The organism is Gemmatimonadaceae bacterium (genome assembly GCA_020852815.1).
GTDB lineage: Bacteria > Gemmatimonadota > Gemmatimonadetes > Gemmatimonadales > Gemmatimonadaceae > SCN-70-22.
The window spans coordinates 1-23,506 of record JADZAN010000012.1; the positions used below are offsets into that span (position 1 = coordinate 1).

The 23,506-nt window shown below is 68.1% G+C and carries 18 protein-coding genes; 11 read left to right on the forward strand and 7 right to left on the reverse strand.

Annotation, left to right across the window (positions count from 1 at the left end):
- Positions 1-878 precede the first annotated feature (878 nt).
- Together IT359_06940 and IT359_06945 are read right to left on the reverse strand one after the other, a co-directional pair.
- Positions 879-2,183 (reverse strand): hypothetical protein, encoded by a 1,305-nt coding sequence (locus IT359_06940; GenBank protein ID MCC6928709.1) that lies wholly within the window; start codon positions 2,181-2,183, stop codon positions 879-881.
- Positions 2,183-2,821 (reverse strand): DsbA family protein, encoded by a 639-nt coding sequence (locus IT359_06945; GenBank protein ID MCC6928710.1) that lies wholly within the window; start codon positions 2,819-2,821, stop codon positions 2,183-2,185. Before IT359_06945 ends, IT359_06940 begins: the two co-directional genes overlap by 1 nt.
- A 75-nt stretch (positions 2,822-2,896) precedes the next feature.
- Between IT359_06945 and IT359_06950 the strand changes: the two genes are divergently transcribed.
- Positions 2,897-3,148 (forward strand): hypothetical protein, encoded by a 252-nt coding sequence (locus IT359_06950; GenBank protein ID MCC6928711.1) that lies wholly within the window; start codon positions 2,897-2,899, stop codon positions 3,146-3,148.
- A 508-nt stretch (positions 3,149-3,656) separates the two neighbouring features.
- Here the strand turns inward: IT359_06950 and IT359_06955 are convergent.
- Positions 3,657-4,583, reverse strand: a complete 927-nt coding sequence (locus tag IT359_06955; protein MCC6928712.1) for a dienelactone hydrolase family protein — start codon at positions 4,581-4,583, stop codon at positions 3,657-3,659.
- Between the two features lie 190 nt (positions 4,584-4,773).
- Between IT359_06955 and IT359_06960 the strand changes: the two genes are divergently transcribed.
- Both IT359_06960 and IT359_06965 read left to right on the forward strand, forming a co-directional pair.
- Positions 4,774-5,637, forward strand: a complete 864-nt coding sequence (locus IT359_06960) for a hypothetical protein (protein ID MCC6928713.1) — start codon at positions 4,774-4,776, stop codon at positions 5,635-5,637.
- Positions 5,638-5,778: 141 nt separating this feature from the next.
- A complete protein-coding gene (locus IT359_06965) occupies positions 5,779-6,342 on the forward strand; it encodes a DinB family protein (protein ID MCC6928714.1) in 564 nt (187 codons plus the stop codon).
- Between the two features lie 24 nt (positions 6,343-6,366).
- On the opposite strand, the gene IT359_06970 is transcribed toward IT359_06965, so the two are convergent.
- Entirely contained in the window at positions 6,367-6,771 is a 405-nt protein-coding gene (locus IT359_06970) for a VOC family protein (GenBank protein MCC6928715.1), read from the reverse strand.
- Between the two features lie 221 nt (positions 6,772-6,992).
- On the opposite strand from IT359_06970, the gene IT359_06975 reads away from it, so the two are divergent.
- The 5 genes from IT359_06975 (at position 6,993) to IT359_06995 (ending at position 14,368) form a co-directional block, all read left to right on the forward strand.
- Positions 6,993-8,438 (forward strand): serine hydrolase, encoded by a 1,446-nt coding sequence (locus IT359_06975; GenBank protein ID MCC6928716.1) that lies wholly within the window; start codon positions 6,993-6,995, stop codon positions 8,436-8,438.
- 320 nt (positions 8,439-8,758) lie between these two features.
- Complete coding sequence (locus IT359_06980) at positions 8,759-11,023, forward strand: Ig-like domain-containing protein (GenBank protein ID MCC6928717.1); 2,265 nt, start codon at positions 8,759-8,761, stop codon at positions 11,021-11,023.
- 11 nt (positions 11,024-11,034) lie between these two features.
- Positions 11,035-11,706: a hypothetical protein gene (locus IT359_06985; GenBank protein MCC6928718.1), complete on the forward strand. Its 672-nt coding sequence runs from the start codon at positions 11,035-11,037 to the stop codon at positions 11,704-11,706.
- Positions 11,707-11,965: 259 nt separating this feature from the next.
- The gene (locus tag IT359_06990) at positions 11,966-13,822 is read left to right on the forward strand and encodes an amidase (GenBank protein MCC6928719.1); all 1,857 of its coding nucleotides are present in this window, start codon (positions 11,966-11,968) and stop codon (positions 13,820-13,822) included.
- A gap of 126 nt (positions 13,823-13,948) precedes the next feature.
- Positions 13,949-14,368, forward strand: a complete 420-nt coding sequence (locus tag IT359_06995; protein MCC6928720.1) for a VOC family protein — start codon at positions 13,949-13,951, stop codon at positions 14,366-14,368.
- Here IT359_06995 and IT359_07000 read toward each other — a convergent pair.
- The 3 genes from IT359_07000 to IT359_07010 all read right to left on the reverse strand — a co-directional run bounded on the left by IT359_07000 (position 14,343) and on the right by IT359_07010 (position 18,825).
- Entirely contained in the window at positions 14,343-14,798 is a 456-nt protein-coding gene (locus tag IT359_07000) for a hypothetical protein (protein MCC6928721.1), read from the reverse strand. The genes IT359_06995 and IT359_07000 overlap by 26 nt on opposite strands.
- Positions 14,789-17,191, reverse strand: a complete 2,403-nt coding sequence (locus IT359_07005) for a zinc-dependent metalloprotease (protein MCC6928722.1) — start codon at positions 17,189-17,191, stop codon at positions 14,789-14,791. Before IT359_07005 ends, IT359_07000 begins: the two co-directional genes overlap by 10 nt.
- 242 nt (positions 17,192-17,433) lie before the next feature.
- Positions 17,434-18,825, reverse strand: coding sequence for a beta-lactamase family protein (locus tag IT359_07010; protein ID MCC6928723.1), 1,392 nt, complete (start codon positions 18,823-18,825; stop codon positions 17,434-17,436).
- Between the two features lie 149 nt (positions 18,826-18,974).
- Between IT359_07010 and IT359_07015 the strand changes: the two genes are divergently transcribed.
- From IT359_07015 to IT359_07025, 3 genes are read left to right on the forward strand one after another with little or no spacing between them, the layout of a single operon-like run.
- A complete protein-coding gene (locus IT359_07015; protein MCC6928724.1) occupies positions 18,975-20,315 on the forward strand; it encodes an aminotransferase class V-fold PLP-dependent enzyme in 1,341 nt (446 codons plus the stop codon).
- 6 nt (positions 20,316-20,321) lie between these two features.
- The gene (locus tag IT359_07020) at positions 20,322-21,992 is read left to right on the forward strand and encodes a hypothetical protein (GenBank protein MCC6928725.1); all 1,671 of its coding nucleotides are present in this window, start codon (positions 20,322-20,324) and stop codon (positions 21,990-21,992) included.
- A gap of 22 nt (positions 21,993-22,014) precedes the next feature.
- Positions 22,015-23,088 (forward strand): tartrate dehydrogenase, encoded by a 1,074-nt coding sequence (locus tag IT359_07025; GenBank protein ID MCC6928726.1) that lies wholly within the window; start codon positions 22,015-22,017, stop codon positions 23,086-23,088.
- The last annotated feature ends 418 nt before the right edge of the window (positions 23,089-23,506 follow it).

The following is a 23,506-nucleotide window of genomic DNA, read 5'->3' on the forward strand; positions in this document are numbered from 1 at the left end:
GAAGCTCGAAGCGGCGCGCGCCGCGCGGCGCGCCACGCCGTCTACCACTGCACCACGACCACCCGTCACCCCGCGGCACTACACTGAACACCCACCCCACCTGTCACATTCTCGCTGAACCAGGACAACTGGCGGACGGGCCATTCCCGAAACCTGCCGCTTGAGCTTGGACCGCCAGCGGCGTGAGGCAGGTTAGGTGCCCCGAGTGAATACCGCTTGCGGATGGTGGGGCTGCGCCGTGTCAGGGGCGGGAACGGTATTAGTGCAACCGACGTTGTGCGCACCCAGCTCACACCACGCTCAGGCAGGTCGGAGCTGTACACTCGCGGCTCGCCGATCGCGTGTATTCGTGTGGCGACCTTGCTTCGCAGACGGACCGCCTCAGTGACGTCAGTGCGCCTCTCTCGAGCCAGTGGTTGGTTCTTGTCCCGGCCGAGGAGCAAGCGGAGCGCCTATCAAGGCGGGCCAAGGCGAAATGGCAGAAACCGCGTCAGAAGTCCGATATCGGAGGAACACAGTGTGGTTCCTATTGGCGAGCCACATCGTGTCACCTGTAACCACGAACGCCTGACACACGAACTGCGGGACCCGAGCTCCAGACCTTTGCTGTGCCTCCCCGAGGCAGAGTCCGTCGCGCATTAGCGGCGCTCCGATCCTCCAGCGCTCAAGTGGAAACTCCGTGTCATCGAGCCCGTCGGCGCTGCCCTGAATCGTACCATCTGCTCGCAGCACCAGAGTGTCAAGCGCACCGCGAGCGGGAAAGACCTGCACCCACCGGCCCACGAGTGGACTCTGCGGCTTCTCCATTCTTGTCTGCGACTGGCATGAGATGGTACAGAGCAACATCCAGTAGCGGAGAACGCACGGCCACCCGATTCTCATCGGACGTTCGCGCCTAACGCGTATACGACGACGGACTCTATCCCATCATCATCAGTATGCACGCCGACAAGGTAGTCTCGCCCGACCTCGTACACCCGTACACGCGCGGGTACTACAGCCGTAGCGACGGCGACGCCTCGCGCGTCAAGAACGAAGGCTGTCGTCGTGCTCTTCGTGTCCTCGTTGAAGAGCACCACCCACATCTCGCGATCTGGACCCGGCACGAACCGCGAGAATGCCGGCGCTAGTCGTGACTTGGTTTCAATGGCGTGGTCGGCCTCGATTCTCGCCTTTTCATCGCTACCACTGGCTGCGGCGAGTGCCTCGACACGACGTCTCGACAATGCCGACTTGGTGAATCGGCGCCGGCCGATTGGAAGTGTGGACGCTCCCAAATGCATCCCCGCACCGTCATACCTATGAATGATGCCGTCGCCCGAATCGCCAATCCAAATACCGTCGGCGCTGCTTCCAACAACGAGCGCTGGCCCGAGCGAATAGCGAGCGGCGGCCACGCGCACCGGACCTGATGAGAGTGCATAGCTCAGCCACGACGCACTCGGCCAAACACCGATCCACTTCACCTCTCCGGGATTACCTTGGTGCAATATTCCGATACGGGTGGAATCGCGCACAACCGTGCCGAAGGGCGGTGGCACAAACGGCCGAAAGCCAGCTGGCACGACGAGAAGGTCACCGCTCGACAGCCGTGCGACTGCACCGCTTCCGTCGAAGGCGTTGCTGGCTCGCAACGGCCAGCGACGTCGGAATCCTTCCCTAGCGTGAAAGAGGTTCAAGCGACTCTGCGCGGGCGGTTGCTCTACAACGAAGAGTGAGTCGAGCACGCGAAACAGCGAAGTCGCATTCTCAAGCTCGCCTGGGCCGGCACCTCTCCTGCCGATGCGCCGCAAGAAGTCCCCTTTCGGCGAGAACACGCGGAGGTCCTGAGACGCGCCGTCGAGCACGACAATCTCGCCGCTTGCGAGGCGCGTCACGCCAGCGATGCGCTCAAATCGTTTCTCCTCGCTCGATTCATCACCGATGACGAGAAATGGCTCCGTGTCGATGCGCCGATCGTCCAAGCGCCGGTTCTGCTCGCTATTCTGCGCCTCGACCGTATGGATGTGCGACGTCGCAAGGAGCGCAAAGAGTACCAGGAACTGCGGGCTAACTCGCACTTGGGAGGCTGTTCGACGGCGAGCGGCAGTAGCTCTCCTCACGCGTGCAGCAAGGAGGGCAAGTTCACGCCGACAGAATCCATCGCGTTGTCGAAAGCGATAGAGGGTGGCCAGACATGGCATCAGTGCCGACCCACAAGATCGAGGATTTCAGCAAGGGAAGCGACGCCGCCGTGCACGCCGCGAGGTGACACGAACGTCGGTGTACCACGCACCATTAGACTGTCGGCCAACGCCGTCTGCGACGATAGCCGTTTGCGAACCTCTGCGCCGGTCACGCATGCGCCAAAGTTGTCGAGATCGGTAACGCCCGCCGAGGTCGCCTCACGCAGCCAGTCCTGGCTCTTCTGCCATGCATTCGTTTGCATGAAGTGCGCGTGCAGGCGAGGAAGCTGTCGCACAGACTCCGCACACAATGCGGCCCGTGCGGCTCCGTCGGCACTCGGATGGGTCGGACCTGGGTAGTGGAGCAGCGAGATGCGAACTCCCCTTCTGACTGCGGAATCGATTGCCGCCTGAGAGGCCCGACAGAAGGGACATTCATAGTCGGAAACCACAACCAACTCCACTTTCTCGCGCGAGTTGAATAGTCGCGAGCCGATATGATCAATCTCACTCCAATGCTGAGTGGCTAACTGCACGACCCTTCGGTTGTTCGAATACCGAGCCCAACTCGCGCGAATGAGCGATGACGGTTGCGCGATCAGGAATGCCGCCGCGATGAAGAAGAGGGCCGTCGCAATATCTGTGAGTCGTCGCACAGATTCCACCTCCGTTGCCATACTCGACCGATTCGGTGATGTCGCCGCGCTCGAATGCTGGCGCGTTACGACACGATGTCGCTCATCCGACGCATTCCGTTGGAAGTCTCCTGGGGCGGCAAGCCTCCCGTCGATCAGTCGTTCGTGGCCACTGCCTCTACCGTCAAATCCACCAGCGCCCGCTACCCGCTCGCGACGATTGAGATCGATTCGCGACTTGAAGCCATGTCAGGAATGGTCGCCGGCGCCCGCCAGGAGCCGTCGACCATTCATGAGATGACCCTTGGCGCTCTCTACTGTGGGAGATTACACACGTTCCAAGTGTAGCTGGTACCGTCGCAGTTGTATGTGCAACTCTTGCACTCTGTTCCGGCAGTATTGTGACACGATTGACTACCATTCGATAAGTGACTCGGACAGCCGATGGAAAACGCCGACGCTGGTGTGGACGCTACGGCAATCGCAAATACGGACGCGGCGAATCTCAGCATCTTAACTCTCATGACTCCTTCCCTCGGTGATGGTAGGTTCCGTTGTATCTCGTTGCAGCGACTCAGGAGGACGCTGCAGCCGGCGAGCAGCTGCCGATCGTGAGAAGCACGGTGCTTTCGCCCCGAGTAGCCGTCAATCATCAACATGCGACAGACATGCGACATGGTCGAAGCGCGAGAGGTCGGACCTCTGTCTTCGCTCGATCGGCATCCAGCCTGTGGGCGACGACGTTCGTCTGCCCGGAGTCCCAAGCATTGAGTCGCATGCCCGCGACTCGGTGCATCGACCAGTTATCCGCGTGCTCCCCTCGCGTGTCGGTGGATCTGAACGCGACCACTTGCCCTCAGCGCCTGGGATGCGCCGCGAAGAACTCCCAGATCAGCGCGGTCGCGTCGACGGCCGTCCCCGGGTCGTCGCCCATCCGCGTCCCCCGCTTCCCGCCGGGCCAGGCGTGCCCCCCATCCTTCAACGCATAGAGGATCACGTCGCGCCGGCGCGGACATTCGTACGACGTCACCACGAGGCGCCCCCGGTCGTCGACGCTCGGCGCGCTGGCGCAGCCATTCGCGGCGGCCCAGAACGTCCCTTGCTGCAGCGCCGGCTTAGTCGGTGTCCCGTCCCAGGCGCGCGCTCCTATCCCGCCCCCCGCGCCCCCGTCGTACGGGACCGACTGGTCCACCATTCCGTTGAAAACGATGGCCGACACCGGCGACGCCGGTGACGCCTCGTCGCCGAACAGCGCCCCCACCACGGGGGCGATGGCCGCCACGCGATGCGAGAGCGCGATCCCCAACCGGTGCGCCATCATCGCGCCGTTGGACATCCCGGTGATGTAGACGCGCGCCGGGTCGATCGTGTACTCCCGTTGCAGCTGCGTGATCAACGCGTCAATGAAGCCGACGTCGTCCACGCGGTTCTCCATCGCGAAGCCACAGCAGTGGCCGGCGTTCCAGGTGTACATCGACCGCCGGCCGCGCGCGGTCCCCTCGGGATAGACCACGATGAACCCCTCGCGCCGCCCCTTCTCGCTCCAGGCGAACATTCGCTCGGCGTTGTCCGCATTTCCCCCGCCGCCGTGCAAGACGACGACGAGCGGCACCGGCACGTTGCGCCTGGCGACCGCCTCGGGAACGCGCACGACATAGGTGCGATCGCGCCCGCCGTGCTGCAGCACCTCACGCTCGCGCGGGGCTTCACGCCGGCGCGGCGCCTCACGACCGCGGCGAAGCTGCGCGCCTGCATCGTGGGCATCGAGCAGCGTGGCGGCCACCACGGCGGCAAGGACGGCGGCGGTGCGCCAAGGCGCACGACGCAGACTCAGCCAAGCGCGTAGCCGCGTCAAAGGGCGTAGCCACGGGGCGGAATGCCACCGCAGCCCTGAGTTGGGACGGAACCTCGTCATGCCCGGTTCGACGCCGCGCAGGGAAGGTGCGTTAAGCGCCGGCGGGCACTCCCCTCTGGTGCGCGCCCCTCCCCACGCGAAGATTTTCCGCGCCCATCGTCCCCGTTCGGGCTCACGGTGCGCGCCATCTCGCCCCACAGCCGGAGCCGCTGCCCTGAGCGCCACCCCCCTCGACGCGATTCCCAACGGCGTCCACCACCCGATCTCGGTCGTCGTCGTCCCCACGCGCGACTTCGAGGTCGCGCGCCGCTTCTATACGACCGCGTTCGGATGGCACATGCACCATCTCACGGAGTCCGTCGCGGTGTCGTTCATGCCGACCGGTCCATCGGTGGTGCTCCGCAGCCGCGATGCCGGCGACGAGACGCCGACTACACCGCTGCTGCAGGTGGCAGACGTGAACCAGGCGCTTGCCGACGTCGTCGCCAGGGGCGGCGCACAGGTGGCCGCACCCTATGACGTCCCGCTGGGAGGGCGCATCGTCCGCTTTGCCGACCCGTCGGGGACGGTGTACGGCCTAACGAGCAACATCCCCGCCGGCGCGGTGCCGCAGGTTCCCATCCCCGTGGGCGCCAACCCGCGTCCCGCCGACGGCACGGTGTGCAGCGTCGAGATGTACACCAGCGACCCCAACGCCACCGCCCACTTCTTCGGCAGCGTCTTTGCCTGGCGCTCGATCCCCACGCTCCCGCACAGCACCGCTTTCGACCCGGGCGCCGGCATTGCCGGCATCTGGCAGTCGCACACCCCGTCCACCCGCTCGCTCCCCTACATCTACGCAGCAAGTGTCGAGCAGGCGCTGCGCGACGTGGAGCGGGCCGGCGGCGTGCGCCGCGGCACCCCGACCGTGGTCCCGGGCATGGCCACCTTCGGCTACTTCACCGATCCGTCCGGCACGCCGATGGGGATGATGGGCGGCTGATCACGCGCCCCCCGCCGTTCGCCCCGCGGGACTCCCGCTCACCATACAATAGTATCACCTTACTTCCCTGCCTCGGCCGGCACCTGTGGCCCGGTCGTGGCATGCGCGACTCCGTCGGTCCCCTCACCATTGGAGTGCCCCATGAAGACCCGACTGTTCACCCTCGCCCTTGCACTCGTCAGCGCCACGCCGATGGTTGCCCTCCAGGCGCAAGGCGCGCCGAGTGCCCCGAGCTGGATGGGCGAGATGCACCGCGACGTCAACGAGGCGCAGCGCAAGATGATCGGCCTCGCCAACGCCATCCCCGAGAGCGCCTACGACTGGCGCCCGAGCGCCGGCACGCGCACCGTGCGCGAGGTCCTGCTGCACGTCGCCTCGGACAACTACTTCATCCCCATAGCCATGGGTAAGCCGGCCCCCGAGGCCAGCGGCATCACGAGCGACATGAAGACGGTGGGTACGTATGAGAAGCGCGCCCTGTCCAAGGCGCAGGTCGTGGCCGAGCTCGAAGCGTCGTACACGCACCTGCACCAGGCCATGGGGCTCACCACCGACGCCAACGCCTCGCAGACGATCAAGTTCTTCGGGCAGGACTGGACGCGCATGCGCGCGATGGTGCTTACGGTAACGCACCTGCACGAGCACCTGGGACAGATGATTGCCTACGCCCGCAGCAACAACGTCGTCCCGCCCTGGAGCAAGTAAGCGACTGCACCGCGCGACGTGCGATCAACAGCCGGCCGCACGTCGCGCCGGTGTGGCAAAGTCGTGGAAGACACGAAACTGGTTGCCATCCGGGTCGGCAACGGTGAACTCGCGCAGCCCCCAGGGCTTGGACTCCGGGCGCTCGAGCACGATGGCCGCGCTCGCCTCCCAGGCGCGAAAGAGTGCGTCCACGTCGTCGTTGCTGTCGAGATTGAGCCAGGTGAGCGCCGGCCCCGCCGTGCCGCGCCCCTTCCGGAAGTCGGCGCTGGCGAGGAACAGCCGGCAGCTGCCTGACGAGAGCCCCGCCAGGCCGATGGTCGGATCGTTCCAGTCGATGGTGAAGCCGAGCCGGGAGGCGTAGTAGGCAACGGCGCGCTCGAGATTCTCGACCGGGAGTTCGGGGACGGGGCGCGGGAGGGCGGGAGGCATGGCGAAGTCGCGGCTGGAGGGTGCCTAACGCTTGCCGGGCGTGTGAGCGGCCGGACGGCGATTGCGGTACGGCGGCGGGCGAAGGCGTCGCGCCGAAAGCGGCGTACACCCGACGCCCGTGGATCCTCTCCCACTCTACCGCGCGGTCACGCCAGACGCGACTTTCGCGGGCGACACGGTACCCTGCATTCCCCGTTCGCCCGCCGACTGCCATGCGTCCGATGATCCGACTGTGCGTTGCCGCCGCCCTCCTGGCAACCACCACGCCGCTCCTTCCGGCCCAAACGACTTCCCCGCAGCTCGCGCCGGCGACGGCGGCGGCAATCGACTCGCTCTTCACTCCCATGTCGCACGCCGGCTCTCCCGGCTGCGCGGTGGCGGTCTACCAGAACGGCGCGATTGCCTTCGCGCGGGGCTACGGCTTCGCGAACCTCACGCACGACGTCCCGATCACCCCCGCCACGCGCTTCACCGTGGGGTCGGTCTCCAAGCAGTTCACCGCGGCGTCGATTGCGTTGCTGGTGCGCGCGGGGAAGCTGTCGCTCGACGACGACGTGCGGCGCTACATCCCCGAGATGAACGCGACCCCCACCCCGGTGCGGGTGCGGCACCTGGTGCACCACACGAGCGGGCTGCGCGACTTCTGGGAGCTGGTGGGGCTGGCGGGTGTTCGCTACGACGACGGCTACACCTCGCAGGACATGCTGGCGCTGGCCGCCCGGCAGAAAGGGCTCAACTTCCCGCCCGGCGCCGAGTATCGCTACAGCAACACCGGCTACCTGGCGTTGGGGGTGATCGTGCAGCGCGTCACGGGGCAGTCGCTGCGGCGCTTTGCCGACTCGGCGATCTTCCAGCCGTTAGGCATGCAGGAGACGCTCTTCCTCGACGACCATACCGAGGTGGTGGCCGGGCGGGCCATGGCGTACTCGCCGGTGGGGGGTGCCGGCGGGCGGTGGAAGGTCGATGTGTGGAACAACGACATCGTGGGCCAGGGCGGAGTCGTGACGTCGCTGGCCGACCTGCAGAAGTGGGACGAGAACTTCTACACCGGGAAGGTAGGGGGGCGCGAGTTCCTGGAGCTCATGCACCAGGTGGAGCCGCTCACCTCCGGCGCGAGCAACGCCTACGCCTTCGGGATCTCGGTGGGGAACTACCGCGGACAGCGCCTGGTGGAGCACACCGGCGCCACCGGTGGCTATCGCGCGGCGCTGTTCCGCTTCCCCGACCAGCACACCTCGTTCGCGATGCTGTGCAACCGCAGCATCACCAACACGACGCAGCTCTCGCTCCACATGGCCGATGCCGTGCTGCGCGCGTCGCTCGGCGCGCCCTCGCCCCGCGGCTCCACGGCGGGCGAGGAAGCGAGTGCGCCGCGCAAGGCCGGGACGCCGCGCGTGCGCGAGCACGCCGCCATCGCGGGACGCTATGCAAGCCCGGAGCTGATGGGCGCCGTGTATGAGATAGCCGTCGCCCCCGATGGCACGCTCCAGCTCACGCGCCCGCGCGCGACGTCGGTTGCGCTCTCGCCGCTGGAGCCGGAGCGCGCCTACGTGGCGGGCGGGCTCCTGACGCTGACGTTCGATGCGCCGGTCAAGGGGAAGTCGCCGGGTTTCCGCCTCGATGCCAACCGGGTGCAGAACATACGCTTTGACCGCTTGGCGCCGTAGCGCGCTCGTGCCGGCGCGCTGCGGCTGGCGGCCGCGGCGCGAGCGAATGGCAGCCACGACCATAACGAGCGACACCGTCATCGCGCGACGCATGAAGGTTTCGCAAGGCCGGTCGGCCCTGCCGCGCGCTGCCTGACGCTGCCTGACGACGCCTGACGACAGTGATCGTGCCTGACGACGCCCTCGCTGGATTCGCGAGCGCGCGTCGTGTATCGTGCAACGCGCGGGCGTGACGTCGGGCACGGTTGCGCCGCGACATTCGTTGCATCATCCGCTCGTTAGTGCCACCCTCACGCGGATCCTGGGGAGCCATGTCAGCCTTGCGCCGTCGATTCACACCGCCTGTCGACCGAAGCTCGCCGTCGTGGCGAGTCACGCGATCACCGCTCGCCGTTGTCCTTGCCGCCACCCAGCTCGTGTGGCTGGCGGCCTGCGGCGAGACTACCATCAACGATCCGCTTGCCGCCGGCACGGTGGCCTCGGTGTCCGGCAACGGACAAGTAGGGGTCGCGGGGCAGGCGCTCGCGGCCCCCGTGCAGGTGCGCGTTTTGGGGAGCGACAACCAGCCGCTCCCCGGTGCGCCGGTCACCTTCACGGTCACCACCGGCGGTGGCACCGTCTCACCGGCCAATGCCACGACCGACGCCAATGGAGTGGCGAGCACCGCCTGGACGCTGGGAAAGACCGCCGGGAACAACGTCCTCACGGTGGCGTCGGGGACCGCCAGCACGACGATCGCCGCCAGCGGCATCGCCGCGCGCGCGGCTTCGGTGAGCGGCATAACGGGTGACAACCAGACGGCCGCGGCCAACACGGCCGTCACCCTCTCCCCCGCCGTGCGCGTCAACGACGCCAACGGCAACGCGGTCGAAGGAGTCGCCGTGACCTTCGCCGTTGCGTCTGGCGGAGGGCGCGTCACGAACGGCTTCGTGCGCACCAACGCACAGGGGGTGGCTACGGTGGGGAGCTGGGTCCTGGGGGCAACCGCCGGGACGCAGACCCTCACCGCGCGCGTGGAAGAGAGCGGGGTGACCAACAACCCGGTCCTCTTCACCGCCACCGCCACGGCGGGACCGGCCGCGCTCGTGAGCGCCGCCACCGCCACCACACAGTCGGCGCGCGTGGGGACGGCCGTCGGCACACCACCCGGCGTTCGCGTTACCGACGCCGGCGGGAACCCGGTGGCCGGCGCGCAGGTCACGTTCGCCATCACATCGGGAAATGGAACGGTCGCCCCGCAGGCGGCGGCCACCAACGCACAAGGACTGGCCACCGTCACCAGCTGGACGCTGGGCCCAGTGGCCGGTGCGCAGCAGCTGACGGCCACCGTCACCGGCCTGACGCCGGTGACCTTCAGCGCCACGGCCACCGCCGGCGCCGCATCGCAAATGACGATCGCCGCCGGCAACAACCAGCGTGCGCAAACGACGCGTCCGGTCACGATCCCGCCGTCGGTCATCGTACGCGACGCGCTGGGGAACGCGGTCGCTGGCGCCGTTGTCACCTTCACCGTTGCCTCTGGCGGCGGCTCGGTCGTCGGCGGCCGCCAGGTGACCGATGCCACGGGAACGGCCGAAGTGGGCGGGTGGTTCCTGGGCGATACGCCGGGAACCAACACGCTCACGGCGTCCACGCCTAACGTCGCGTCGGTGACCTTCACCGCAGTCGGCGATCCGGGGCGCGCGGTGTCGATGGTCGCCAATTCATCGGTCTCGCAGAGCGCCGCCGCGGGAGCCACGGTCGCCCAACCGCCCAGCGTGGTCGTGCGCGATCTTGCCGGCAACCCGGTCTCGGGAGTCGCCGTGACCTTCGCGGTAACCGCGGGCGGCGGCGCTGTCGCCGGCTCGCCCGTCACCACCAACGCCAGCGGTGTGGCCACCGTCACCTCGTGGACGCTGGGGAGCACGACGGGGAGCAACACGGTCGTGGCCAGCGCCACCGGCCTTCCCAGCGTGACGTTCACAGCGTCGGCCACCGCCGGGCCGCCCGCCAACGTGGCCGTCGTCTCGGGTAACAATGAAGTGGCCGTGCAAGGCACGGCCGTCGCCAACCGCCCCACGGTGCGGGTGACGGATGCACACGGCAACGTGGTGAGCGGCGCAACGGTGACCTTCGCCGTCACCGCCGGAGGAGGAACACTCACCGGCGTGACGCAAGTGACCGACGCGGCCGGCGATGCCACGGTCGGCAGCTGGACGTTAGGCTCGGCGTCACCCAACACCGTCACAGCGACCGTGACCGGCGCGGGGATCAGCGGCAACCCGGTGACGTTCACGGCGCAGAGCGTGACCGACATCGACCTGACGAGCGTCCCCACTGGGCCCATCACGCTGGGGACCGACTTCACCATCACCGTGCAGCTGCGTGATTCCGTGGCCGCGGCGGCGCCCAAGGCCGGCATCACCCTCACCATCGCCATCGCGTCCGGAGGCGGCACGCTCAACGGAACGCTCACCGCCGTCACCAACGCATCTGGCGTGGCCACCTTCACGGTCAACGTCACGGGAGCGGTGGGGGCGCGCACCTTCTCCATCACCGGTACCGGCCTCACCACGGCGACCACCGCGGCGATCACCTTCAATTGATGACCTCCTCCATGAGACGTGAATCGAGCATGACGGCGCGCCTCGCCCTGACACTCGTTGCAGCGCTGGCCGGCGCAGCCCTCGTCGCCTCGGACGCCGTGGCGCAGGCACCGACGACCGAACGACGCATCGGCGAGGAGATCTGGCGTATCACGGCGTCCACCGGCGCCTATGTCCCGCGCTCGGCGATTATTGTCGGCGCCGATGGCAAGGACACACGCCTTGGCGCGGGACCCAGCTTCGCCATCGATGTGCAGTACCTGCTGTCGGAGTACGGCGCCGTGTACGCCAACGGGAGCATGGGCTTCACGCACATCACGCTCGGCACCGCCATCCGACCCACCACCACCGGGCCGTCAGACCAGGTCACCGTGATGGGCGGGACCGCGGGGGTGATGCTGAGCGCCCCCTTGGGGAAGAACTTCCATCCCACGCTGCGGCTCGGCGGTGGCTTCAAGGGATACTCGTTCAACCTCACCGACGCCGAGAACCAGTGGCGCCCCACGGCCGACATCGGCGTCGGCTTTCGCGGTGTAGGGAGCGGGCCGTTGGAGATCAGCGCCGAGGTGCGCTACCTCCCCAGTTCGTTCGACCAGGGGAAGCTTCCCATTCGCGGCATCACACCGCAGGCGCAGCGACAGACCGACCTGGTGTTCAGTGTGGGAGTGAGCATTCGGCCGTAGATCGCTGTCGGGGTGCCGATAGCAAGCGAGGGGCGACGCCGCGGGGTGCGGTGTTGCCCCTCTTGCTCTTGGGACGGGGATGGGGGACGGGAGTCCGGGGGAGGGTGCAGGGGCGCGCGGGGCGCATGCGGTGGGGGCGCGTGGCGGACGGGCGCGTGGTGTCGCACATTGTGCCGGCGCTACCCCCGCTCGGGTCACCCGGCGCGCGATGCACCGTCCCGTGGCCGCACTGCAGCTGCAAACCTTTGGAGAACGATCGATGTCGACACCCGACGAACTGCTTGAGGAGATGGAAGAGGGACTGCTCGCCGCGGACCATGGTTTCGACCTGGCTGCGGGCGAGTGGACCGGCGGACGCGACATCGACCGGCGGCACTTCATGTTCGTCTCGCTGGTGACGGCGGCGGCGAGTACGCTGGGCGCGGCGAGCGCGCTCCGTGCGCAGGAGACGAGTGCCGGGAGCGGACGCGACCGCCGGCCGCAAAGTTCGCAGCAACAGCAACAGCCCCAGCAGCCGCCGCTCCCGCTGGGGAACGGTGAGGCGCCGGCGTTGCAGTTCCAGCCGTATCCGGCGGGGACCGGGGCGCTCATGGAGCGACTGGCGAGCGAGCGCGGGCGCGCCGCCTTCGACCGCGCCACGTTCGACGTGCCGAAGTGGTCGGGTCCGGTGCCGACGTCGCCGGACGACCTCGCGTTCCTTCCGGCTCATCGCCTGGCGGCGCTGCTGCGCGCCCGCAAGGTCACGTCGTTGCAACTGACGGAACTCTACCTGGCCCGGCTCGAACGGCTCAACCCAACGCTCAACTGCGTCGTCACGCTCATGGCCGCCCAGGCGCGCGCCGAGGCGCAGCGCGCCGACGCGGAGATCGCGGCGGGCAAGTGGCGCGGCCCGCTGCACGGCCTCCCCTACGGCGTGAAGGACCTGTTCTCGACCAGGGGCGTACCGACCACGTGGGGGGCGGCCGACTTCAAGGACCGCATCATCGACGAGGACGCGGAGATCGTCGTCAGGTTGCGCGAGGCGGGGGCCATCCTGGTGGCGAAGCTGTCCACCGGGCTCTTCGCGCAGAACGACTGGTGGTTCGGCGGGCGCACCAACAACCCGTGGAATCTCTCGCAGGGCTCGAGCGGGTCGTCGGCTGGCCCATCGTCGGCGGTCGCCGCGGGGTGTGTCGCCTTTGCCATCGGGACCGAGACGCAGGGGTCGATCGTCTCGCCCGCGGTGCGTTGCGGCCTCACCGCACTGCGTCCGACCTTTGGTCGCGTCTCGCGTCATGGCGGGATGGTGCTGGCCTGGTCGCAGGATCGCGTGGGGCCGATGTGCCGCACCGCCGAGGATTGCGCGATGGTCTTCAACGTCCTGCACGGCGTCGACGAGAAGGATCCGTCGACGGTGACGACGCCGTTCCACTTCGAGCGCGGGGTCAAGCTGTCGGCGTTGCGCATCGGTGTGGATCCCAATGCGCCGAAGGAACTGGTGGCGAAGCTGCGCGAGCTGGGGATGAATCCGCGCGAGATCGGCGCGCGCCCGACCGTCGCGGGGATGCAAGGGGGCGGGTTGGGGGTGGAGTACGCCGCCGCCTTCGACGCCTACGTGCAGCGCAAGGCGAAGGAGACCGGTCTCGACCTGGACAATCTTCCCCCGCTCCCGCCGCCCGCGGCTCCGAGCGCTCCGGGCGCTGCCGCGGCGCCGGCGCCTAACGCCGCACCATCCAACCCGATGGCCCCCGCCGACTGGAACCCGCGCTTCGTGAACGGGCGTCGCACGCGTGGCTTCGACTTCCTCCAGGTGCAACGCCGACGCTACGCCATGATCGTCAAGTGGGGGGAGTTCATGCGCGACCTCGACATGTTCATCGCCGCGCCCATGGCCGACGTCGGGGCCAACGCGCAGACCGGGCATCCCTGCGTGGTCTTCCCCTACAAGTTCGACGTCCCGCCGGCGCAGCAGTTCGCTCAGCGCGCGCCGGCCGACACCACGCCGGCGCCGAAGCTCAACGCGCAACCCATCTGTGCCACCATCGTCGGCGCGCTCTACGCCGACGATCGCATCCTTTCCGTCGCGCACCAGTTCCAGCAGGCGACCGACTTCCACGCCCGGCGGCCGGTGCTGTAGCGAGTGTCGTGTCGCGGGGCGCGTGGCGCGACGCGGCACATTCGCGACATGAGGGCGGTACCATGATCTCTCACACGCTCGACCGTCGAACCGTCGCACACTCTCCCTTCCTCTCATCAACGGACCATGACTATCCAGGCCGCCACGCCCTACCTCATCCTCAACGGCCGCGCCGACGAGGCCATTGCGCATTACGGCCAGGCGCTCGGCGCCACGGTGACCTCGCTGCAGCGCTTCGGCGACAACAATCCCAACTGTCCAGAGGCGCTGCGGGACAACGTGATGCATGCCGTGCTGCAGGTGGGAACCGCACTGGTGATGCTGAGCGACGGTCCTGGGCACGGCGCGGTGCCGGCCGAGGGGGCGGTGAACGTTGCTTTGCAGCTGGACGACGCCGCACAGGCGCACCGCGCCTTTGGTGTCCTTGCCGAAGGCGGCAAGGCCGTGCAGCCGCTCATCGCCGCGCCCTGGGGCGCCCTGTACGGCGCCGTGGTCGATCGCTATGGCGTGTCGTGGATGTTCAACTGCGAGGAGAAGAAGGGGTAGCCGCGCCGCCCTGCGCTCGCGCGTTGTAGCGCCTGGCGGCGTTCGCGCCATCCACGACGCTGAAGAGCCACCCGCCCACCACCACCACGCCCCCCACCTTCCCCACCGTATCGGTGCGCCCCCCGCGCACCATGAGGTAGCCGGTCCAGTACGCCGCCATCAGGAGCCACCCGCGGTTCACCTCCCCCGCGTACAGGTGCCCCACGCCGGGCACCATGCCTAACGCCGCCGCCACGCCCGGCGACTTGCGCTGGGGCGCCGCATCTGGCGGAGCGCCTGGTGCCGGCGCCGGCGCCGCGCGCGGCGCCGTCAGCGTGTCGAGCGCCGCCGGTACAGCGCGCTGCGCCGCCAGCTGCACCGGCACCGCCAACGCCCCCGCGAGCAGCAGCACGGCGCTCGCCCGCGCCAGCGGCCCCGGAATCACGGCCACGGGAGCGGGATCACCCGGAAGCGCGAACGCGTCGCGGGGTCGTCGTCGCCAGCGAAGTAGCGGGCAATGTCGCGCCGTGCACGGGTGCGAAACGCTTCGTCGGCGAGCGTGAACGTGGTGGGCTGCGGCGCCAGGAGGCTATCGAGCTGCGCCAGCGCCCACTCCGCCGCCAGCCGCACCTCCGCCAACGCCTGCTTGTCCCCCGCGCGATCGAGCAAGGTGTTGAGCACCACCAGCCGCACCGTGCGACGCAGCGCCTGCGCATTGGGATCGCGCGAAAGCGGCGCCCCCCACGTGCGCTCGATCACGCGCATCAGCACCTCCTGCACCGACGGGTTTGCCGCGTTGCGCGCGCTGAACTGCGCGAGTCGCGCCAACCGCTCGCGGTGCATGATCCCCTCCACCACCTCCGTTGCCAGCCCGCCGGCGAGCGAGATCTGGTCGAAGCCGCCCCCCGAGGCCGACTCCATCCACGCCAGCGACTCGTCGCCACCGAACGGGACGGGGGGAATCAGCTTCATCACGCGCTCGGGGACGGCCAACGCCGCCGGCTCCAGCGCGTCGAGCGCCACGCCTAACGCCTTGCGCTGCAGTGCGGCGGGAAGGATCGTCGTCGGTACCTGCCCATCGCCGCGCATCGCATAGCGGAAGTCCATCCCGCCGATGTACTTGATCACCCCTTCCAGCGAGTAGCGGTGGTGCAGGTAGACGTGGGTAAAGCGCATGTTGAGGAGGTACATCGGCTCGCCGGGCTTGATGGCGCGCTCGTCGAACTTGTCGATCAGGAGCTTGCGCACCGCGCTCGTGCGCTCGACGGCGTCGAACATCGTCTTCCCTTCCACCCAGCGCGTGACCTCGGGGATCGACCCCTCGGCGCCGGCGTCCTGGTCGGCGACGAAGCGCACGTTGCGGTCGAGCATCTCCTTGACGGTCGTGGCCAGGCCGGCGCGCTCGGCGCCCTCGTCCGGATACCAGCGATAGCCGTACTGGATGGCGAGCGAGTCCCACGCGCCGGCAAACGGTGCGTAGGCCTTGGAGAGGTCGAGGTTCCCCTTGGCATCGAGGGAAATGAGCGGGAAGGGATAGGCCATCACGCTCGTGCGCCCCTGCGAGCCGGCGATGTAGTTGTGCGACAGCCCCAGCGTGTGACCAATCTCGTGCGCCGCGTGCTGTCGCCGGCGCGCCATGGCAAAGTCGTCGGCGCTCACATTGAGCCCGTTGGGGCCAGCCGCCGGGAGCAGCCCCGCATAGATGTTGCAGTCGACCAGCGATCGCCACGCGTCCATGCGGACCACGGTGCGCAGGATCTCGCCCGTGCGCGGGTCGCTGAGCGACGGGCCCACGCTGGGCCCCGGACCATTGCGATGGATCCAGTACATCATCGCATAACGCGCATCCATGGGATCGGCGCCAACGGGGAGATCCTGCACGCTGAACGCATTCCGGAAGCCCGCCCCTTCAAAGACCTTCCCCCACCAATTTCCCCCTTCGCGAAGCGCCGTGCGATACGGCTCGGGGATTCCAGGGTCGAGGTAGTAGACGATCGGCTTCACCGGCTCCACCAGCTCGCCGCGCAGGTACGCCGCGGAGTCCTTGGGCACCAGGCGCCAGCGGTTGATGTAGCCGTCGCTGTACGTCCCCTCAAACGTCTGGTTGAAGTCGAAGAAGCGCGGCCCGAAGAAGCCGGCGCGCGGATCGGCCTCGCGCGCACGCCAGCCATTGGCCTCGGGGAGCGCTACCAGCGAATGGTGCAGCTCGAACGTCGGCGACTGCGGCTCGGGAGCGGCGCGGCGCAGCACCATTCCCGGGTTGTCGACCCCGAAGGTGAGGACCGCGTGGATCTCGGTGTTGATGGGGAAGGCCTTCGTGCGTGCAGCGTCGATCCACGACCGATTGGCGTCGACGCGCGCGTTCCCCCCTTGCGAGCGACGGATCGATTCGGCGATCCCGTACGTATCCGCCAGGAACAACGACGTCGCATCGACGGTGAGCACCCCGCTTGCCTCCCCCTCGATCGGGAACGCGGCGATGACCGAGGTCGGGAACGCCTCTCGCGCCGCGCGCTCCCCCGCCTCGCTGGCCCCAAGCGCGCGCACGCTCCAGTTGTCGCGCACGAGCACCAGGCGCTTCCCGCGCCGCTCCAGGCGCACGACCGCACTCCCGCCCGTCTGCCCGCGATCGAGCCCCAGCGCCACCACACCACCGCCAGTTGCAAGGACGGTCTGGTGCAGGAAGTCCTTCCCGATGCGATCGGGGGCAACCTCGAGCAGGACCTTGTTGCGATCCTGGTCGACGCGCACACCAATGAAAGGACGCTCCTGGGCACGCCCCGCGAACGGCACCAGCAACGTGAGGGCGAAGACCAGAACGGAAAGCACGCGGATTCGAAGCATGAAACGCATGATATTCATTCAGGGAGCTCGTGATTCAGGAAACCACCAACCGGTCGATACACCAAGACAACAACCATCAAGCAACAAAACGTCCGCCCCACCGATTCCGCTGCCTCGCACACCGCCCTCCTCCGTTCACCTCCGTGATACCTCCGTATACCTCTGTGTCAAGCTTCTGAAAAGCACGACACGGAGGTACACGGAGGCGGCACGGAGGAGCACGGAGAAAAGCCTCTGATAGGCTACTTGCGCTGCAGCACGTTGTTCTGCGACCCGCCATCGACGCGGACGGCGCTGACAATCCCTACGTTCTCCCGGAAGACGAAGCGGACGCCGCTCCACACGAAGGTGTTGTTGCCGACGTATGTCAACGCGCGCCTGGCGCCGCGGAACTGGGCCGACACGACGCCCTTCTCCACGATCACGGTGAGCAACTGCGGGCCACCGCGGCCGCGCCCTGCATACGTCCCGGCAAATCGATTCACGTCGCCATCGACCGGAACCGCCGGCACCGGCACCGCACCCAGCACCGCCTCGGCGATCGCCTCGGCCGCCTCGCTCGGCCCCCTGGGACCGGAGACGTTGTAGAGGACTACGATGCTCAGCGACTCGTTGGGGAAGTACAGGTTCTCCGACGTCCACCCGTTGATTCCGCCGCCATGGCGAATCGCCTTGCGCCCCATCACGCGCGGAAAGGCGAGCCCCTTCGCGTAGCCGACGCGGTAGCCGTCGTTGAGCGTGTCGGGCGAGAGCATCTCCTGGTAGGCGGCCGCGCCGAGGATCTTGCGCGTGCGATGCAGCGCCTCGTTCCACGCCACGAGATCGTGCGCCGTGCTGCATAACGAGCCAGCCGCGAACGGCCACACGTGACTCATCGCACGCTTCTGGATGGCGCCCTTGCTCCCCCAGTCGTAACCGCTGGTCTTGTTGGGCCGCACGTCGACTTCACTGCAGTAGTGCGACGCGCTCATCCCCGCCGGGGCAAACAGCTTCTGCTGCACATACGCGGCGTACGGCATCCCGCTCGCCTTCTCGATCACGAGCCCCATGAGGAAGAATGCCGAGTTGTTGTAGATCTGCTCCTCGCCCGGCTCGAAGTCATACGGCCACTTCTCGATCAGGCGCAGCAGCGTGTCCCTGGGGAGCGCCAGCGGGAAGAGCGCGCGCGCCTCGGGAATCTCGGTGTAGCTGCGAATGCCCGACGTGTGATCGAGGAGGCGGCGCAGCGGGATCTTCCGCCCCTTGGTGTTGAACTCGGGGACCCATTTCCCGATGTCGTCATCGAGCGAGAGCCTCCCCTGTTCCACCAGCTGCATCACGGCGGCGCCGGTGAACTGCTTGGTGACCGAGCCGATCTCGTAGATGGCACCTGGCGGGGTGGCGACGCCGAGTTCGAGGTTTGCCTTGCCGTATCCCTTCGCGGCGATCGTGTCGCGCCCGCGCACGACGGCGATCGAGGCACCCACAACCTGTCCGCTGGCGATTTGCGCCTGCATGATCGAATCGATGCGCGAGGCGAGTTGCGCCGCCGGTGCGCGCGCCGGTCGCTGCGCCGCCGCCTGGATTGTCGTGAGGGCCGCCGCCGCGAGCGCGAACAGGGCGGTAGTTCGGGCGATGTGGCACACGGGGCGCATGGGGGCGGGGACGAGTGGTGAAGCGAAGGCCAGCGCGGCTCGAATATGCCGGCCGCGCCAGCGCACGGCGAGCGTGGCGCGTTTCGGATGGTGACTCGTGCCGCCGTCACCGTCTGGTCGCGCGAGCGTCGCCGCCCCATGTTCTCCCCATGAAGACTCGTCGCGATTTCGTGCATCACGCCGCCGTCCTCACGGCCGCCTCGGTCGCTTCCGTCACCGCGGCCAACTCGCTCGCCGCAGCCCCGCCAATGGACGCCGATGAGGCGCGCGCGCTGCTCGACGCCCCGCTGGCCCCGCCGGAGGGCGATCCCGGCCAGACGGCACGTGATGAGGCGTATTGGCGCAAGGTCGCGGCCCGCTATCGCATCCTCGACGCCCCGGTGAACCTCGAGGCCGGCTACTTCGGGATGATGGCGGCGCCGGTGTTGGCGTCGTATCACCAGGCCATCGACCAGGTGAACCGCGCCAGTTCGTACTTCGCGCGCCGAGAGTATCCGCGGCTGTTCGCGGCGGCGCGCGACCGCGTGGCATCGGCGTTAGGTGTTGCTCCTGGCGAGGTCGCGCTCACGCGCGGGGCCACCGAGGCGTTGCAGGCACTCATCGGGCAGTACAACGGCGTCAGGGCGGGCGATCGCGTCCTGTACGCGGATCTCGACTACAACGCGATGCAGTGGGCAATGAACGCCCTCGCGCAGCGCACCGGCGCGACGGTGGCCAGGTTCGACATCCCGGAGCCGGCCACCTTCGACAACGTGATTGCAGCGTATGAGGCGGCGCTCGACGCCAACCCGCGCACGCGACTCCTCCTCCTCACGCACTGCAACAACAAGACGGGGCTCATCATCCCCGTGAAGGAAATCGCGGCGCTCGCCCATGCGCGCGGCGTGGACGTGGTCGTGGATGCGGCGCATTCGTTCGGGCAGGTCCCGCTTTCGCTCGCCGACCTCGGCGCCGACTTCGTGGGGATCAACCTGCACAAGTGGATCGGGGCGCCGGTCGGCGCCGGCGCCCTGTACATCCGCGCCGACAAGCTCGAGCGCATCGACCGCGCGCATGCCGACGAGAGTGCCCCGCTCACCAGCATCGCGTCGCGCATCCACACCGGGACGACGCACTTTGCCACCGTGATGACGATTCCCGCCGCCCTCGACTTCCAGGCGTCGATCGGGATCGAGCACAAGTCGGCGCGCCTGCGCTTCCTGCGCGACCGCTGGGCGGTACCGGCGCGAGCCATTGCAGGTGTCGACGTGCTCACCCCCGACGACCCGCGCATGGTCGGTGCGCTCACCGCGTTCCGCATCCGGGGGCGTGGCGACCGCGACTCCAACCTCGCGCTCGCGCGCACGCTCCTCGACGAGTTCGGGATCTTCACGTTCGCGCGCACCGGGATCGCCAGGGGCGACTGCGTGCGCGTCACCCCCGCCCTCTACAACACGCCTGCCGACGCCGACCGCCTGGTGCGCGCGTTGCAGCTCCTCGCTACCCGTTAGGCTCCCATGTCCCGCACTTGCACCCGGCCCTCCCACCTCGCGCTGGCCGCCGTGGTGTCGTTCGCCCTCGCCACGCCGGCCGTCACCGCGCAACCGCCGCGCTTCGAGGTCTCGGTGGCCTCGGCCACGCGCGCCGAGCCGCTCACGGGGCGACTCGTCGTCGTCCTGGCCAAGGCCGAATCGCCCGAGCCGCGCATGCTCATCGCCCCGCAGGGGCCGGCGCTCTTCGCCATCGACCTCGAGCAGCTCCCGGCGGGACAACGCGCCATCGTCGACACGCGCGCGCTGGGCTACCCGTTCCCCCTCGCCTCGCTCCCACCGGGCGACTACTTCGCCCAGGCCGTCGTCGACGTGTACACGCGCGTGACACGCGCCGACGGCAAGCGCCCCTGGCTGCACATCAACGATGGAACGCAGCAGGTGATGCAGATTGCCCCCGGCAACCTGTACAGCGCCGTGCAACGCGTGCACGTGGGCAACGGCGGGACGGTCTCGCTCACCCTCGACAAGGTGATCACCGCGCAACCGCGCCCGGGCGACACACCATGGGTCAAGCGCGTCCGCATCCAGAGCCGCAAGCTCTCGGCGTTTTGGGGTTATCCCGTGTACTTCCACGCCACCGTCCTCCTCCCCAAGGGCTACGCCGAGCATCCGGAGGCGCGCTATCCCACCGTCTTCACCTTTGGCCACAGCGTCCCCTTCAGCTTCAACCCCGACTCCACGCGCGTGCGCGGCGTGGGACAGATCAATCCGGTCACGGGTGTCGAGAGCGGTTTCGACTTCTACAAGGCGTGGAACGGCGACGCCTTCCCGCGCGTGATCGCCGTCTCGTTCGAGCAGGCCACCCCCTTCTTCCTCGACGGCTATTCCGTCAACTCGGCCAACAACGGCCCCTATGGCGATGCCATGGTGGAGGAGGTCATTCCCGAGCTGGAGCGCCAGTTCCGCATGATCGGCAAACCCTACGCGCGGCTTGCCGAAGGCGCCTCCACGGGGGGATGGCAGACGCTCGCGTTGCAGCTCAAGTACCCGGACTTCTTTGGCGGCGCCTGGGTGCTGCAACCCGACCCGATCGACTTCCGCCGCTACCAGATGGTCGACATCTACGCCGACACCAACGCGTTCGTCGTCCCCAACACGATGTTCACCACCACCGAACGCCCCTTCCGGCGCTCGCCCGAAGGGCAGGTGCAATGGAGCCTGCGCCAGCTCTCGCTCTTCGAGGAGGTGCTGGGCACGCGCGGCCGGGCCAACTACCAGCTTGAGGGATGGGAGGCGATCTACGGCCCCTCGGATGCCGACGGCTACCCACGCCCCCTCTGGAACAAGCTCACGGGGACGATCAACCGCGACGTGGCAACCTACTACCGCGACAACGGCTACGACCTGCGCGACTTCGCGGAGCGCAACTGGGCCACGTTAGGCCCCAAGGTGGCGCACAAGCTGCATTTCTTTGCTGGGGACATGGACGACTTCTACCTCAACCTCGCCGTCTATCGCTTCGAGACCTTCCTCAAGAGCGCCACGCCGGGAAAGGAAGTCCCGTTCACCTACGGCCGCCCGGCCAAGGGACACTCATGGCACGCCTTCCCGTGGGCCGAGCTGGTGCGGCAGATGGGGGCGCACGTGAAGAAGTACGCACCGCCCGGTGAGGACGGCGCGCGCTGGTCGTACTGATGCTCGCCAGCCGCAACCTCTCGTGAGCCACGCCTATCGCATTGCCGCGATTCCCGGCGACGGCATCGGGACGGAAGTCCTCCCCGAGGGAATCCGCGTGGTGGACGCGGTGGCGCGCCGCCACGGCATTGCCATCTCGTGGGAGCACAAGCCGTGGGCGAGTTGCGCCTGGTACGCCAGGCACGGCGCGATGATGCCGGATGACTGGCACGCGCAGCTCGAACCGCTCGACGCGATCTACTTCGGCGCGGTAGGGTGGCCGGCCACGGTCCCCGATCACGTCTCGCTGTGGGGATCGCTCCTCAGCATCCGGCGCGACTTCGACCAGTACGTGAACCTGCGCCCCTGTCGCCTGATGCCGGGCGTCCCCTCGCCACTGGCCGGACGTGCACCTGGCGACATCGATTTCTATGTGGTGCGCGAGAACACCGAGGGAGAATACTCCAACGTCGGCGGGCGACTCTTTGCCGGGACCGATCGCGAGATGGTGATGCAGGAGACGGTGATGACGCGCGTTGGCATCGATCGCGTGGCACGCTTCGCCTTCGAGCTCGCCGCGCGCCGCCCGCGTCGTCGCCTCACCTCGGCGACCAAGAGCAACGGCATCTCGATCACGATGCCGTACTGGGACGAACGCATCGCGGCCATCGCCGAGGAGTATCCCGGCGTGCGCGTGGACAAGTTCCACATCGATATCCTCACCGCGCACTTCGTCTTGCACCCCGACTGGTTCGACGTGGTGGTGGCCAGCAACCTGTTCGGCGACATCCTCTCCGACCTCGGCCCCGCCTGCACCGGGACGATCGGGATCGCGCCCAGCGCCAACATCAACCCGGAACGCCGCTTTCCGTCGTTGTTCGAACCGGTGCACGGCTCCGCCCCCGACATCGCCGGGCGCGGGATCGCCAACCCGATCGGGATGATCTGGTCTGGGGCGCTGATGCTGGAGCACCTGGGGCACGCCGAGGCGTCGGCCGAACTCGTGGCCGCCATCGAACGCGTCCTCGCCGATGCGAAGGCGCCGCGCACGCCCGACCTCGGCGGGAACGCCACGACCGTCGAGCTGGGCTCGGCGATTGCCGCCGCCGTGCGTTAGGCACGCTTCGCCCAGTCGTATGACTTTCAAGCGCCTTACCTACCTCACGCACCGCTGGATCGGGATCGTCCTCGGACTCCTGGTCTTTGCATGGTTCGCGAGCGGGATCGCGCTGATGTACTACCCGTGGCCATCCCCTACGCACGACGAGCAGCTGGCGATGCGACCGCCACTGGCGTTGGGGAGCGACTCGCTGGCGGGCTTCGGCGCGGCGTGGGAGGCTGGGCACGACTACCTCGCGTCGCATCCCGAGCTGGCCATTCCCCCGGGCGATCTGGCGGGCGGGCGGCTGCAACAGTGGAACGGGCGCCCCATGTACGAGCTGTGGCGCCAGCGCGGTGGGCACCATGAACCGGCGCTCCTCGTCGACGGGCGCACCGGCGCGGTCCACTTCCCCGTCACCGACGCCGAGGCGCGA

Coding starts and splice junctions, on each gene's coding strand:
- IT359_06940 (MCC6928709.1), bottom strand. CDS start 2,183: ATGCCATGTCTGGCCACCCTCTATCGCTTTCGACAACGCGATGGATTC.
- IT359_06950 (MCC6928711.1), top strand. CDS start 2,897: ATGTCGCTCATCCGACGCATTCCGTTGGAAGTCTCCTGGGGCGGCAAG.
- IT359_06965 (MCC6928714.1), top strand. CDS start 5,779: ATGAAGACCCGACTGTTCACCCTCGCCCTTGCACTCGTCAGCGCCACG.
- IT359_06970 (MCC6928715.1), bottom strand. CDS start 6,771: ATGCCTCCCGCCCTCCCGCGCCCCGTCCCCGAACTCCCGGTCGAGAAT.
- IT359_06975 (MCC6928716.1), top strand. CDS start 6,993: ATGATCCGACTGTGCGTTGCCGCCGCCCTCCTGGCAACCACCACGCCG.
- IT359_06985 (MCC6928718.1), top strand. CDS start 11,035: ATGAGACGTGAATCGAGCATGACGGCGCGCCTCGCCCTGACACTCGTT.
- IT359_06990 (MCC6928719.1), top strand. CDS start 11,966: ATGTCGACACCCGACGAACTGCTTGAGGAGATGGAAGAGGGACTGCTC.
- IT359_06995 (MCC6928720.1), top strand. CDS start 13,949: ATGACTATCCAGGCCGCCACGCCCTACCTCATCCTCAACGGCCGCGCC.
- IT359_07005 (MCC6928722.1), bottom strand. CDS start 17,191: ATGCTTCGAATCCGCGTGCTTTCCGTTCTGGTCTTCGCCCTCACGTTG.
- IT359_07010 (MCC6928723.1), bottom strand. CDS start 18,825: ATGCGCCCCGTGTGCCACATCGCCCGAACTACCGCCCTGTTCGCGCTC.
- IT359_07015 (MCC6928724.1), top strand. CDS start 18,975: ATGAAGACTCGTCGCGATTTCGTGCATCACGCCGCCGTCCTCACGGCC.
- IT359_07020 (MCC6928725.1), top strand. CDS start 20,322: ATGTCCCGCACTTGCACCCGGCCCTCCCACCTCGCGCTGGCCGCCGTG.